This is a genomic window from Streptacidiphilus sp. PAMC 29251, from assembly GCF_054208735.2.
Map to the genome: position 1 here is coordinate 3,045,710 of NZ_CM135725.2, position 13,146 is coordinate 3,058,855.

A 13,146-nucleotide genomic window follows, 5' to 3' on the forward strand; every position below is an offset into this window, starting at 1 on the left:
GAACGCCCTCACGCCAAGGGATGTCCGTGATGTCCGGCTCGTCCCATGCCAGGTACTGACCGGCTACTTCCAGTTCGGATCGTTGTCCCACTCCTCGTTGCGCTCCTTGGAACGCTCGATCGCCCGGGCCGCCTCCGCCTCGGTCGGGTACGGGCCCAGTCGGCTGCGCGCGGGGCAGATCATCCCGTGCTCCACGGTCTTGTGCTTGAGGCAGTAGAACCAGCCCTCGGCCTTGTCGACTCCATCGGTCATGACCCGTGCTCTCCGTTCGCCGTCGTCCCGCTCGGTTGAGGACCCTGGTGTCAGGATGCTGCCCAGGAAGGCCGCACGCACGCCTCGGTCCTCCGCCCGTGGCCGATCGTTAGGATTGCGCGCATGTCTCCCCTCGTTCCCGGCACCCTCTCGCCGACCCGCAGCGTCCCGGCCCACATCCCCCGTCCCGAGTACGTCGGCCGCAAGGGGCCGAAGCCTTACGAGGGGCCCGAGGTGCAGACGGCCGAGACCATCGAGAAGATGCGGATCGCCAGCCGGATCGCCGCCCGGGCCATGGACGCCGCCGCCGCGGCGATCGCGCCGGGAGTGACCACCGACGAGCTCGACCGGATCGCCCACGCGTACATGTGCGACCACGACGCCTACCCCTCCGACCTCGGCTACCGGGGCTTCCCCAAGTCGATCTGCACCTCGGTGAACGAGGTGATCTGCCACGGCATCCCGGACTCGACCGTGCTGCAGGACGGCGACATCGTGAACCTGGACGTCACCGCGTTCATCCACGGGGTGCACGGCGACCTCAACGCCACCTACCTGGTCGGCGACGTGGACGAGGAGTCACGGCTGCTGGTCGAGCGGACCAGGGAGGCGACCCGGCGCGGGATCGCGGCGGTGAAGCCGGGGCGGCAGATCAATGTCATCGGACGGGTGATCGAGTCCTACGCCAAGCGCTTCCACTACGGCGTGGTCCGTGACTTCACCGGCCACGGGATCAACACCTCGTTCCACTCCGGCCTGATCGTGCCGCACTACGACAGCCCGTACGCGACCACGGTGATGCAGCCGGGGATGACCTTCACCATCGAGCCGATGCTGACCCTGGGCGGCTACCAGCACGACATGTGGGCCGACGGCTGGACGGTGGTGACCAAGGACGGGAAGCGCACCGCGCAGTTCGAGCACACGTTGGTGGTCACCGCCGACGGCGCGGAGGTGCTGACCGTGCCGGGAACCGACTAGCCGACTAACCGACTAGCCGATGAGCCAGTGCTCGCCGACCGCCACCGCGCCGACCGCGGTGCAGGCGTCGGTGAGCACGTCCAGCACCCGCAGCGGGTCCGGCAGCTGCCGGTCCGGGTCGCGGACCCAGGTGACGGTGGAGCCGTCGGCGAGCCGGGACGGCGGCAGCAGCACGTAGCTGCCGCGGGTGTGCCAGCGCAGGCCCGGGTGCTCGGTGACGTTCTCCGGGCTGGTGTCCAGCTCCGAGGTCCACCACTCGTCCTCGTCCAGGGCGGAGCGGCTGGTAGTGAAGAACAGGTACCGGTCGTCGCCCACCGCGGCGACCGGGCCGACCGTGACGCCGAGCTCGTCCATCCGCTCCAGCGCGAGCCGGCCGGCCTCGGCCGGGACGTCCAGGACGTCGTGGCTGCGGCCGGTCGCGGTGACCGCGTTGGCCTCCGGGTCGCGGGCCATCCAGCGGGTGACCTGCTCCACGTCCGCCGAGGCCTGGGACTGCCAGGCGAAGGAGAGCGGGTGCTGCGCCGGGGCCGGACAGCCGACCCGGTCGCAGGAACACCGGTAGTCGACCGCGTGCGCGGCGGGGGCGACCGGGAAGCCGGCGCGAACCGCGCGGCAGAGCTCTTCCAGTCGGGACGCGTTCTCGGCCGCGCCCAGCGCGGCGACCGTCCGGGCGTTCTGGCCCGGCCGCCTGCGCCACCAACTGCTTCGCCTGCTCGCGGATTCCATCGAGCCCCTCTCGCTTCCGTACGCACCCCGGGGTTGCCGGAATGTGTACAGAGCAGGATACGGGTGCGGGTGAGGTGCTGTGTGCCAGCTGCGGGAAGAGTGGCCGGATGTGGCTGCTCCCAGCAGTGGTCCTAGCTGTTGACCATCTGGGTCAGTTGGCTCGCCGAGGGGATCTTGTCGGTCACGTTGAGGCCGTTCTGGGTACCGGCCTGCTTGACCCCGTCGACGACGCTCTGGACCTGGTTGAAGTCGGCGTCGGTGGCCGTGCCGCCCTTGATCTTGCTGGGCAGGTCCTTGATCTTGTCGATACCGGACTGCAACGCGTCCGTGGCCTTGGACAGGGTCGGGTCGCCCTTGGCGTCGTTGAGCGCGGCCTTCAGCCGGTTGTAGGTGAAGGCGCCGGCCAGACCGGCCTTCACCACGGCGAAGGTCCTGCCCTTGGCGCCCTTCTTGAAGGTCCCGGCCTTGAACGGCTTGTAGAGCCACTGGTACGAGGCCCCGGCGGCGAGGCTGGCGTTCGCCACGAACTTGGTCTTGGCGAGCTTGACCCGGTCGGCACTGGTCGAGGGCGAGGCGACGCTGCCCGCGAGCGGCGTGGCCGAGTTGCTGCTCTTGCTGCTACTGCTGCAGGCGGGCAGCACCAGCAGGGACACGGAGAGAGTGGCTGCGGCCAGGGCGGTGCGGAGACGGGCTGTCGACACGACGGTCCTCCGGGGAGTCGGCGTACTGCGGCCCGCTGAGGTGCGGGCTCTGCGCCCCACGCTCACACGCGCCCCACCGGGCGGCGACCTCCTGCGGGCCGAACGGGTGAGCCCACCAAGGCTAGGCGCCCAGGTAGCGCAGCACTGCCAGCACCCGGCGGTGGTCCGCCGAGGACACCGGGAGGTCCAGCTTCAGGAAGATGTTGGCGACGTGCTTCTCCACCGCCCGCTCGGAGACCACCAGGTCCCGGGCGATCGCCCCGTTCGACCGTCCCTCCGCCATCAGGCCCAGCACCTCGCGCTCGCGCGGGCTGAGTGCGTCCACGGTGTGCCGGCTGGGGCTGGCGCCGACCAGCTGGTTGATCACCTCCGGGTCCAGCGCGGTGCCGCCCGCGGCGACCCGCTCCAGCGCGTCGACGAAGTCGCGGGTGTCCATCACCCGCTCCTTCAGCAGATAGCCGACCCCGGCCGAGCTGCCGGCCAGCAGCCGGCTGGCGTACTGGGCCTCCACGTACTGGGAGAAGATCAGCACCGGCAGCCCCGGCTGCGCCGCCCGCAGCTCGATCGCGGCGCGCAGGCCCTCGTCGGTGTGGGTGGGCGGCATCCGGATGTCGGAGACCACGATGTCCGGACGGTGCGCGGCGACGGCGGCCTTGAGCTGCTCGGCGTCCGGGACCGCGGCGACCACCTGGTGGCCCTCGTCCTCCAGCAGTTGGACCAGTCCGGCCCGCAGGATGGCGGTGTCCTCGGCGACGACGACGCGCATGGTGTCTAGAGGCCTTCCAGTTCGATGCCGATGGTGGTCGGACCGCCCGGCGGGCTGTCCACGCTCAGCCGTCCGTCGGCGGTGCGCACCCGCTCGGCGAGGCCGCGCAGCCCGCTGCCGGCACCGCCGAGGGTCGCGCCGCCCTGCCCGTCGTCGGTGACCAGCAGCCGCAGACTACCGTCCACCGAGAGCACGGTGACGGCGATATGCGCAGCCCCGCTGTGCTTGGCGGCGTTGGTGAGCAGTTCGGCGGCGGCGAAGTAGAGCATGGTCTCGACCGAGGCCGGGGGCCGCTGCTCCAGCTCGACCCGTACCGTCGTCGGCAGCGCGCAGCGGGCGGCCAGGGTGGCCAGGGCCGGTTCCAGGCCGGAGTCGAGGGCGGGCGGGTGGATGCCCCGGACCAGCTCGCGCAGTTCCTGGACGATCTCCTTGGCCTCGTTCCTGGACTCCCGGACCAGGGCCAGCGCGGTGTCCGCGTCGCCGCGTCCGAGCCTGGTCTCGGCCCGGCCCAGCCGCATGCCCAGGGCGATCAGCCGGGCCTGGGCGCCGTCGTGCAGATCCCGTTCGATCCGGCGCAGGGTGGCCGCCGCCTCGTTGATGGCGTGCTCGCGGGTCTCGGTCAGCTGGGCCAGCCGCAGCGAGGTCTCGGACGGGCCGAGCAGCCGCGGCAGCAGCCAGCGGTCCAGCAGCAGCGGGACCCGCTGCACCCAGGGCCAGATCAGCAGAACCAGCAGACCGAATGCGGTGACGGTGATCGCCCGGGGCCAGCTGTCGGCGTAGGAGCCGCCGAGCTGCAGGCCGAGACCGCTGCTGTGGTGCGCGAACGCCGCCTCGATCTTCCACTCCACCGGGTAGACGGTGAACAGCAGGCCGTAGGTCCAGAAGCCGAAGCCGACCATGAACTGCAGCGCCCCGAGCGGGAAGCGGATGGTCAGATAGCCGGCCGCGCGCCAACTGGCCGGGTCGCCCAGGTGGTACTGGATCCAGCCGCCCAGTCCCGGGCCGCGCCGGGGCCGGGGCGGGGTCGGGATGCTGAGGCCGAGCAGCCCCCGGGCCAGGCCCCGGTAGGGGGCGCCGAAGCCGCGGACCAGGGACAGGAACAGGAACATCAGCGGCAGCAGCAGCAGCCCGGCCGAGATCACCCCGGACACCACCAGCAGCAGCACGGCGGCCAGGCCGAGGAAGGCCAGCGGCAGGCTCAGCAGCGAGTAGCAGAGCTCGCGCCAGGCGCGCGCCGAGAGGGGCTCCCGCAGCGCGCGCCTGATGATGTGCATGAACGGATTCTGGCTCACCGGACGATCACACGTCTCGCTTCCTGAGGGTCAGCCGGGCGGCGAGGTAGGCTGCCAGGACCCAGCCGAGCATGATCAGCAGCCCTTGCAGCGGGGAGTAGGCGTCGGAGCTGTTGTGGCCGCTGCCCATCATCACGATGGTGCTGGCCGGCAGCGCCCCGGAGACATGCTCGCCGAGGCTGCCCGGCAGCAGGCTGGTGACCGCGGGCAGCACGAACTGCAGGCCGAGGACGGCGCTGATCGCCCCGGCCGGGTGCCGGATCAGCGCGCCGAGGCAGAGGGCGAAGACCCCGGTCAGCGCGATGTAGAGGCCGAAGGCCGCCAGCGCGCGGAGGGTGGTCGGGTCGGTGAGCGAGGTGTGCGCGTGGGCGCTGGTGATCCGCGAGCCGATCAGGAACGAGGGCACCGCGATCAGCTCGGCCAGCACGAACAGCACCCCGGCGAAGACGGTGGCCTTCGCCGCCAGCACCGGGGTCCGGCGCGGGGCGGCCAGCAGCGTCGACCTGATCATGCCGGTGGAGAACTCGGAGGCGAACAGCAGCACCCCGAGCACACAGGCGGCGAGCTGCCCCCACTGCGCGCCGGGCTGCAGGATCAGGCCGATGGTGTCGTGGACGTACTGGTCCTGGTTGTCGGGGCTGAGGGTGTTCCAGTTCGCGGTCAGCAGGCTGGTGGCGGCCACCGTGAAGCCGATGCTGAGGACGACCATGGCGGTCAGCGACCACCAGGTCGAACGGAGGCTGGTGAGCTTGGTCCACTCGCTGCGGAGCAGGTTGCCGAAGGCGGGCTGCTCCGGTTGCTTCTGCTGCCTACGCGGGGTGTTGAGCACGGCGGTGGTCATGGTCACTCGTCTCTTTCTCGCTGCTGAGGGGTGGTCAGGCCGCGCTGTACTGGACGCTGCTCGCGGTCAGCCGCATGAACGCCTCTTCGAGCAGCGCCGGGCGGGCCACCGGCGGGGTGGCCGCGTAGAGCTCGGGGTCGGTGTGGCGCTGGATGAACTCGGCGGTGCCGCAGTCGGCGAGGAGCCGGCCCTGGCCGATGACCAGCAGGTGGTCGGCGGTGACGGCCATCTCGTTCATCAGGTGCGAGGAGACCAGGACGGTGCGGCCCTGGGCGGCGAGGTCCTTCATCAGGGTGCGGATCCAGAGGATCCCCTCCGGGTCGAGGCCGTTGACCGGCTCGTCCAGGAGCACGATCCGCGGGTCGCCGAGCAGCGCGGCGGCGATGCCGAGGCGCTGCGCCATCCCCAGCGAGAAGCCGCCCGCGCGGCGGTCGGCGACCTCGTGCAGGCCGACCATGCCGAGCACCTCGTCCACCCGGGCCGCCGGGAAGCCCTGCGACTGGGCCAGGCTCAGCAGGTGCTTGCGGGCGGTGCGGCCCTTGTGGAAGGCCTTCGCCTCCAGCATCGCCCCGACCTGCGCCAGCGGGGTCTCCAGCTCGGCGTACGGCTGCCCGTTGATCAGCGCGGTGCCGCTGTCGGGCCGCTCGAGGCCGAGCAGCAGCCGCATCGTGGTCGACTTCCCGGCCCCGTTGGGCCCGAGGAACCCGGTGACCTTGCCGGGCGCCACGCTGAAGGTGATGTGGTCGACGACGGTCCTGCCGCCGTAACTGCGGGTGAGCCCCCTGGCCTCGATCGCGGGCCCTGCTGTCGCTGTCTGCGCTGTCGTCCTCGTCATGCCCTCAAGCCTGTCGGCCCGTCCCCGCCCGAACGAGGGCGCAGGCACCCGTCCTCAAAGGTGGTGCCAGCACGAACCCGTGGCTCCCTGGCGGGGTCTACTGCCAGGCGTCGACCACCTGTTGCGGCCCCCAGAGCAGGCTGCCGCTCTCCGGCCCGGTCTCGACGGAAGCGCCGGAGAGCGAGGCGATCACCAGACCGGTACGGCCGGGGGTGAAACCCGGGACCAGCGGCGCGGCGTGGGTGAGGCTGGTGAGGTCATGCCGGTCGAAGGGAGTGGCCAGCCACTTCACCGAACCGGCGAACAGCACCTCCCGGGCGATCGGCGCCCGATCCGCACCGATCAGGTCGACCTCGGGGTCGAACTGCCGGTTCCACCAGCCGCCGACCGCCTCGACCGAGCCCCACGGCAGCAGGCCGTCCAGGGCCGCCAGTTCCAGGGACTGGCGTACCAGCGGTTCGACAGCCCGGCCGCGCCAGGTCGCCCAGCGGCGTTCGACCAGTCGGAAGGCCGCTTCGGGGCGACCCCGGCGGACCTGTTCCTGGGCCGCGCGCAGGACGGCCACATAGAGACGGCAGCTGCTGTCGGCGATGCGGTAGAGCGCGGGCTTGCCAGGATGGGTGGAGAGCGGTTCGTCCATGGCCAGGATCCGCTTCTCGTCCACCAGGCGACGCAGCAGCGGGGACAGCGAGCCGGACGGCAGGACCCCGCCCCGGCCTCCCGCTGTCGCGGCGATGTTGGCATGGGTGCGGTCGCCGCCGCCCACCGCTTCCAGAACGCGACGTGCGTGGTCCGGCGAGGGGAACTCAGCCAGCAGCGAGGACTCGGGAACGCCGAAGACCGGGGACGCGGGATCCGCGCACTCCTGTTCCAGGAATTCCAGAGCGGGAGTGCCGTGCGGCCAGGCGCGAAGGATGCCGGGCAGGCCACCAGACACCAGGTGGGCGTCCACGGCATCCGCGGCCGCCAGCCCCAGCGCCCGGCCCGTCTCGGCGGGATTCAACGGGCCCAGGGTGAGGTTGTCCGCGCGCCCGTAGAAGGGACGGTCATAGGCCGTCAGTCGTTCCATCATGTGCAGATCACTGCCGAGCAGCAGAAGCAGCACGGGACGCGGGGCGAGCAGGCGGTCCCAGGCCGTCTGCAGTGCACCGTCGAAGAGATCGTCCTGCTCCGCGAGCCAGGGCAACTCGTCGATGACGACGACCGCGGGGCGCGGAGGGAGCGCTGCGGCCAGCACCCGGAAAGCGTCGGGCCAACTGCCCGCAGTGCTGGTGGCGACCAGTTCCGGATCTGCTGGAAGCGAGGACTCCTTGAGGGCTGCAAGGAACTCCGCCACTGCTTCTGTCGAGGACGCGCCCTTGGTGGCGGCGAAGAACAGATAGGGCACCTCGGCCCGGTCGCAGAATTCCTGCACCAGACGGGACTTGCCGACCTGGCGCCGTCCCCGTATGGCCACAGCAGTGCCGGCGCCTGAGGCCGCGACCCGCTCCAGACGCTTGCCGAGCAGGGCCAGCTCTGCCCTTCGGCCGACAAAGGAGGTCCGCTGCACCTCGTGCTCCCATCTGGGTAGATTCAATCTACGTAGATTGAATCTACCTCTGTCGGGGTCGGCAGGCGACATGGCTGGAAGCGGCTGGGGCTGGTAGGACGGGGGATGAGTGAAGCTGTGAGGCCTGCGCGTTCGCGGTACGACGTGGTGGTGGTCGGGGGTGGGCACAACGGCTTGGTGGCTGCCGCGTATCTGGGGCGGGCCGGGCGGCGGGTGCTGGTGCTGGAGCGGTTGGGGCACACCGGGGGCGCCGCGGTCTCGACCCGGGCGTTCGCGGGGGTGGACGCGCGGCTGTCGCGGTACTCCTACCTGGTGAGCCTGCTGCCGCGGCAGATCATGGCGGATCTGGGGCTCGCGGTGGAACTGCGACGGCGCAGGGTGTCCTCGTACACGCCGGTGTCGCGCGAAGGAAGGGCGACAGGTCTGCTTGTCGACAACGGGGACGAGGCCGGGACGGCCGAGGCGTTCCGGCGGCTGACCGGGTCGGGGCGGGAGTACGCCGCCTGGCAGGAGTTCTACGGGCGGACCCGGCGGGTCGCCGAGGCGGTGTTCCCGACGCTGACCGGGCCGCTGCCCCGGCGGGCGGAACTGCGGGCGCGGGTGGGCGACGACAAGCTGTGGGAGGCGCTGTTCGAGCGTCCGCTCGGCGAGGCGGTGGAGGAGACCTTCAGCGACGACCTGGTGCGCGGGATCGTCCTCACCGACGCGCTGATCGGCACCTTCACCCATGCCCACGACCCGTCACTGCGGCAGAACCGCTGCTTCCTCTACCACGTGATCGGCAACGGCACCGGCGACTGGGACGTCCCGGTCGGCGGCATGGGCGCGCTGACCGACGCACTGGCGGACGCGGCCCGGGCGGCCGGCGCGGAGCTGCTCACCGGCTGCGAGGTGACCTCCGTCCGGACCGACGGGACCGACGCCGAGGTGGTGTTCCGCAGCGGCGACGGCACAGGGGGCGGTGACGGGGACAACGCCGAGGAGTACCGGGTGGGCGCGGCGCAGGTGCTCTGCAATGCCGCGCCGCGCGAGCTGGAGCGGCTGCTGGGCGAGGAGCCGTCCGGGCCGGCGCCGGAGGGGTCGCAGCTGAAGGTGAACATGCTGCTGCGCCGGCTCCCCCGGCTGCGCGACCGCGGGGTCGACCCGCGGGCGGCCTTCGCCGGGACCTTCCATGTCGCCGAGTCCTACCAGCAGTTGGAGGCCGCCTACCGGGAGGCGGCGGGCGGGGCGGTGCCGAGCGTCGCGCCGTCCGAGATCTACTGCCACTCGCTGACCGACCCGTCGATCCTCGGCCCGGAGCTCCAGAGCCAGGGCTACCAGACGCTGACGCTGTTCGGACTGCACCAGCCGGCCCGGCTGTTCGACGAGGCCGGCAACGAGGCGTCCCGGGAGGCCGCCCTGGCGGCGGTGCTGCGGCAGTTGGACGCCGTACTGGACGAGCCGCTGGCGGACTGCCTGGCGCTGGACGGTGACGGCAGGCCCTGCGTGGAGGCCCGCACCACGCTGGACCTGGAACGGGACCTCGGCCTGCCCGGCGGCAACATCTTCCACCGCGACCTGGCCTTCCCCTTCGCGGAGGGCTCCTCCGACGATCACGAGGACCGCTGGGGAGTCGCCACCGCCCACGCCAATGTGCTGCTCTGCGGCGCGGGCGCGGTCCGCGGCGGCGGCGTCAGCGGCATCCCCGGCCACAACGCGGCCATGGCCGCGCTGGGTCGGTAGAGAGCTAAGCGTCAGGCGGGGACTGCGGGTCGGCCGCGTAGCGGGCGCCGTGGAGGCGGGGTTCGAGGCCGATCCAGATCACAGACATCAGTCGGCGGGCGGTCTCCTCCGGGGGCTCGGGCCCGGTGTCGAGGACCCAGCCCGCCAGCGCGTCGGCCGCGCCGACGATGGCCTGGGCCACGGCCGCGGCCTCACCGCGGTCCGGGCGCTCGCCCTGCCGCGGCGGCGGCACCGCGTCCAGCGCCGCCCGGCGCACCAGCAGGGTGACCGCGTCCACCACCTGGCGGCGGGCCGCGGCGACCTCCTCGACCACCGGCTCGCCCTGGGCCCGGGCCTGCTGGTAGAGCACGATCCAGCTCTCCCGGTGCTCGGCCACGAAGCCGAAGAACGCAGTGAGCCCCCGGCGCAGCTGCTCGCCGGTCTCCAGGCCGGGTTCGGCGGCCTGCCCGACGGCCTCGATCAGCCGGTCGGCCTCCCTGCGGATGCAGGCGGCGAACAGCTCCTCCTTGGACCCCAGGTAGAGGTAGAGCATCGGCTTGGAGACGTCGGACGCCTCGGCGATCTCGTCCATGGAGGCGGCGTGGTAGCCGCAGCGGGAGAAGACGCCGACCGCCGCGTCGAGCATCTGCTGCTCGCGCTGGGCCCGCGGCACCCGCTTCGCCTTGGGCGCAGGAGGGCCCGAGCCGGTGGCACTCTTGGCCGCGGGGCGTGCATCCGATCGCATGAGGCGAGTGTATTGGCTGGAGACGGCACCGATTCAAGTGTCTTCACCTGTGGACGTACCGGGTGACGTAACGGGCGAGGCACCGGGTGACGCGCGGCACGTCCGCCGCACTTGCGCCGGGTGCGCTCCGCGACATTAACTAGCATCGCTAGTTATAACGGCAGCGCAGCCGCGACGGAAGGATCATCTGGTGCAGCAGCATGGAGATCAGTACATCGGCGGCGAGTGGGTCCGCTCCCTCGGGGCGGACACCATTCCCGTACTGAACCCGGCCACCGAAGAGGTGATCGCGACCGTCCCGGCCGGCACCGCCGAGGACGTGGACGCCGCCGTGCGGGCCGCCCGTGCCGCCGCCCGTGCCTGGGGGGCGACCTCGCGCGAGGAGCGCCTCGACCACCTGACCCGGCTGCGGGACGGCCTGGCCGCGCACCAGCAGGAGATCGCCGAGACCGTGGTCGCCGAACTGGGCTCGCCGATCAGCTTCGCCACCCCGGTCCAGGCCGGGCTGCCGCTCGGGGTGGCCAACTCCTACCTGGAGATCCTGGCCGGGTACGAGTTCACCGAGCAGGTCGGCAACTCCATCGTCTACGCCGAGCCGGCCGGGGTGGTCGCCGCGATCACCCCGTGGAACTACCCGCTGCACCAGGTCGTCGCCAAGGTCGTGCCGGCCCTGGCGGCGGGCTGCACGGTCGTGCTCAAGCCGGCCGAGGACACCCCGCTGGTGGCCCGGCTGTTCGCCCGGCTGGTGCACGAGGCCGGCTTCCCGGCCGGGGTGTTCAACCTGGTCACCGGCCTCGGCACGGTGGCCGGCGCGGCGCTGGCCGCGCACCCGGAGGTCGACCTGGTCTCCTTCACCGGCTCCACCGCCGTCGGCGCGAAGATCGCCGAGATCGCGGGCGGCGGCATCAAGCGGGTCGCCCTGGAGCTCGGCGGCAAGTCCGCCAACGTGGTGCTGCCCGGCGCCGACCTGGGCCGCGCGGTCAACGTCAACGTCGCCAATGTCTTCGCCAACTCCGGCCAGACCTGCACCGCCTGGACCCGGCTGCTGGTGCACCAGGACCAGTACGAGGAGGCCGTGGCGATCGCCGCCAAGGCCGCCGCCAAGTACGTCCCGGGCGACCCGACCGACCCGGCCACCAGGATCGGCCCGGTGGTCAGCGCCAAGCAGCGGGACCGGGTCCGCGGCTACCTCGAGACCGCGGTCGCCGAGGGCGCCCGGGTGGTGGTCGGCGGCCCGGAGGCCCCGGACGGCCTGAGCACCGGCTTCTACGTCCGGCCGACCGTCCTGGCCGACGTCGCCCCGGACGCCACCGTGGCCCAGGAGGAGATCTTCGGCCCGGTCCTGTCGATCCTGTCCTACCGCGACGAGGCGGACGCGCTGGCCATCGCCAACGGCACCGCCTACGGGCTGGCCGGCGGGGTCTGGGCGGCCGACAACGAGACCGCGGCGGCGTTCGCCCGCGGCATGGACACCGGCCAGGTCGACATCAACGGCGGCCGCTTCAACCCGATCGCGCCCTTCGGCGGCTACAAGAGCTCCGGCGTCGGCCGGGAGCTGGGGCGGCACGGCCTGGAGGAGTTCCTCCAGCCGAAGTCGCTGCAGTTCTGACGCCCGCTCATATCCCTTGACCCACCTGCCTCACTTGCCGAAAAGCGCCCGAAAGAGGTCCACCATGGTCCGCGCCGCCCTGCTCACCGCCGTGGGCGCCCCGCTCGAACTCACCGAGATCGAGCTGCCCGAGCCCGGCCCCGGCAAGGTCCGGGTCAAGCTGGCCGCCGCCGGCGTCTGCCACTCCGACCTGTCGATGACCACCGGGGTGCTGCGCTCCAGCACCCCGGTGGTGCTCGGCCACGAGGGCGCCGGGACCGTGGTCTCGGTCGGCGCGGGCGTCAGCTCGGTCCGGGTCGGCGACCCGGTCGTCCTCAACTGGGCTCCGGCCTGCGGACACTGCCACCTCTGCGCGATCGGCGAGCCCTGGCTCTGCGAGAACCAGTACGCCGCCTCGGTGGAGACCTACGCGGCGCTGAAGGACGGCACCGCGCTCTACCCGGGCCTGGGCGTCGCCGCCTTCGCCGAGGAGACGGTGGTCAATGAGAACGCGCTGATCCCGCTGCCGGACGGGGTCCCGCTGACCTCGGCGGCGCTGCTCGGCTGCGCGGTGCTCACCGGCTACGGCGCGGTGCACAACTCGGCCAGGGTCCGGAAGGGCGAGTCGGTGGTGGTGTTCGGCCTGGGCGGGGTCGGCCTGGCGGTGCTGCAGGCCGCACGGATCGCGGGCGCGTCCCCGATCATCGCGGTGGACGTCACCCCGGAGAAGGAGGAGCTGGCCCGCCGTCACGGCGCGACCGAGTTCCTGCTCGCGGACGAGCAGACGCCCAAGGCGATCCGCAAGCTCACCGGCGGCAACGGCGCGGACCACGCCTTCGAGTGCGTCGGCCGCGGCAGCACCATCCGCGCGGCCTGGTCCTCCACCCGCAAGGGCGGCCGGGCCACCGTGGTCGGCATCGGCGGCAAAGCAGACATGGTGTCCTTCTCCGCCCTGGAGATCTTCCACTTCGCCCGGACCCTGACCTCCTGCGTCTACGGCAACAGCGACCCGGTCAAGGACATCCCGATCCTGGCCGGGCACGTCCGCTCGGGCGCGCTGGACCTGGAGTCGCTGATCACCGACCGGATCACGCTGGAGCAGATCCCGGCGGCCTTCGAGCGGATGGCGGCCGGACAGGGCGGCCGCTCGCTGGTCGTCTTCTAGGACG

Annotated in this window: 13 protein-coding genes; 4 read left to right on the plus strand and 9 right to left on the minus strand. The window is 72.0% G+C overall.

What is annotated here, in order from left to right; genetic code table 11:
* Window positions 1-63: 63 nt before the first annotated feature.
* The gene (locus tag ACXKR8_RS14245) at window positions 64-252 is read right to left on the minus strand and encodes a hypothetical protein (RefSeq protein WP_458273284.1); all 189 of its coding nucleotides are present in this window, start codon (window positions 250-252) and stop codon (window positions 64-66) included.
* A gap of 123 nt (window positions 253-375) precedes the next feature.
* Here ACXKR8_RS14245 and map point away from each other — a divergent pair, with 123 nt between their 5' ends.
* Window positions 376-1,233, plus strand: a complete 858-nt coding sequence (map, locus tag ACXKR8_RS14250) for a type I methionyl aminopeptidase (RefSeq protein ID WP_458273285.1) — start codon at window positions 376-378, stop codon at window positions 1,231-1,233.
* Window positions 1,234-1,245: 12 nt separating this feature from the next.
* Here map and ACXKR8_RS14255 read toward each other — a convergent pair whose 3' ends face one another.
* The 7 genes from ACXKR8_RS14255 to ACXKR8_RS14285 all read right to left on the minus strand — a co-directional run bounded on the left by ACXKR8_RS14255 (window position 1,246) and on the right by ACXKR8_RS14285 (window position 7,943).
* Window positions 1,246-1,959: a bifunctional DNA primase/polymerase gene (locus tag ACXKR8_RS14255; RefSeq protein ID WP_458273286.1), complete on the minus strand. Its 714-nt coding sequence runs from the start codon at window positions 1,957-1,959 to the stop codon at window positions 1,246-1,248.
* Window positions 1,960-2,090: 131 nt separating this feature from the next.
* Entirely contained in the window at window positions 2,091-2,660 is a 570-nt protein-coding gene (locus ACXKR8_RS14260; protein WP_458273287.1) for a hypothetical protein, read from the minus strand.
* Window positions 2,661-2,781: 121 nt separating this feature from the next.
* Window positions 2,782-3,426, minus strand: coding sequence for a response regulator (locus tag ACXKR8_RS14265; RefSeq protein ID WP_458273288.1), 645 nt, complete (start codon window positions 3,424-3,426; stop codon window positions 2,782-2,784).
* A 5-nt stretch (window positions 3,427-3,431) separates the two neighbouring features.
* Window positions 3,432-4,700, minus strand: coding sequence for a sensor histidine kinase (locus ACXKR8_RS14270; RefSeq protein ID WP_458273289.1), 1,269 nt, complete (start codon window positions 4,698-4,700; stop codon window positions 3,432-3,434).
* A gap of 25 nt (window positions 4,701-4,725) precedes the next feature.
* Window positions 4,726-5,559 carry an ABC transporter permease gene (locus ACXKR8_RS14275; RefSeq protein ID WP_458273290.1) on the minus strand — a complete coding sequence of 278 codons (834 nt, stop codon included), beginning with the start codon at window positions 5,557-5,559 and terminating at the stop codon, window positions 4,726-4,728.
* A 34-nt stretch (window positions 5,560-5,593) separates the two neighbouring features.
* Window positions 5,594-6,394, minus strand: coding sequence for an ABC transporter ATP-binding protein (locus tag ACXKR8_RS14280; RefSeq protein WP_462100496.1), 801 nt, complete (start codon window positions 6,392-6,394; stop codon window positions 5,594-5,596).
* A gap of 97 nt (window positions 6,395-6,491) precedes the next feature.
* Entirely contained in the window at window positions 6,492-7,943 is a 1,452-nt protein-coding gene (locus ACXKR8_RS14285) for an ATP-binding protein (protein ID WP_462100497.1), read from the minus strand.
* Between the two features lie 105 nt (window positions 7,944-8,048).
* Between ACXKR8_RS14285 and ACXKR8_RS14290 the strand changes: the two genes are divergently transcribed.
* Entirely contained in the window at window positions 8,049-9,665 is a 1,617-nt protein-coding gene (locus ACXKR8_RS14290; RefSeq protein WP_458273292.1) for a phytoene desaturase family protein, read from the plus strand.
* 4 nt (window positions 9,666-9,669) lie between these two features.
* On the opposite strand, the gene ACXKR8_RS14295 is transcribed toward ACXKR8_RS14290, so the two are convergent.
* Window positions 9,670-10,389, minus strand: coding sequence for a TetR/AcrR family transcriptional regulator (locus ACXKR8_RS14295; RefSeq protein ID WP_458273293.1), 720 nt, complete (start codon window positions 10,387-10,389; stop codon window positions 9,670-9,672).
* A gap of 190 nt (window positions 10,390-10,579) precedes the next feature.
* Between ACXKR8_RS14295 and ACXKR8_RS14300 the strand changes: the two genes are divergently transcribed.
* Together ACXKR8_RS14300 and ACXKR8_RS14305 are read left to right on the plus strand one after the other, a co-directional pair.
* Window positions 10,580-11,998 (plus strand): aldehyde dehydrogenase family protein, encoded by a 1,419-nt coding sequence (locus ACXKR8_RS14300; RefSeq protein ID WP_458273294.1) that lies wholly within the window; start codon window positions 10,580-10,582, stop codon window positions 11,996-11,998.
* Window positions 11,999-12,062: 64 nt separating this feature from the next.
* Window positions 12,063-13,142, plus strand: coding sequence for a Zn-dependent alcohol dehydrogenase (locus ACXKR8_RS14305; protein ID WP_458273295.1), 1,080 nt, complete (start codon window positions 12,063-12,065; stop codon window positions 13,140-13,142).
* The last annotated feature ends 4 nt before the right edge of the window (window positions 13,143-13,146 follow it).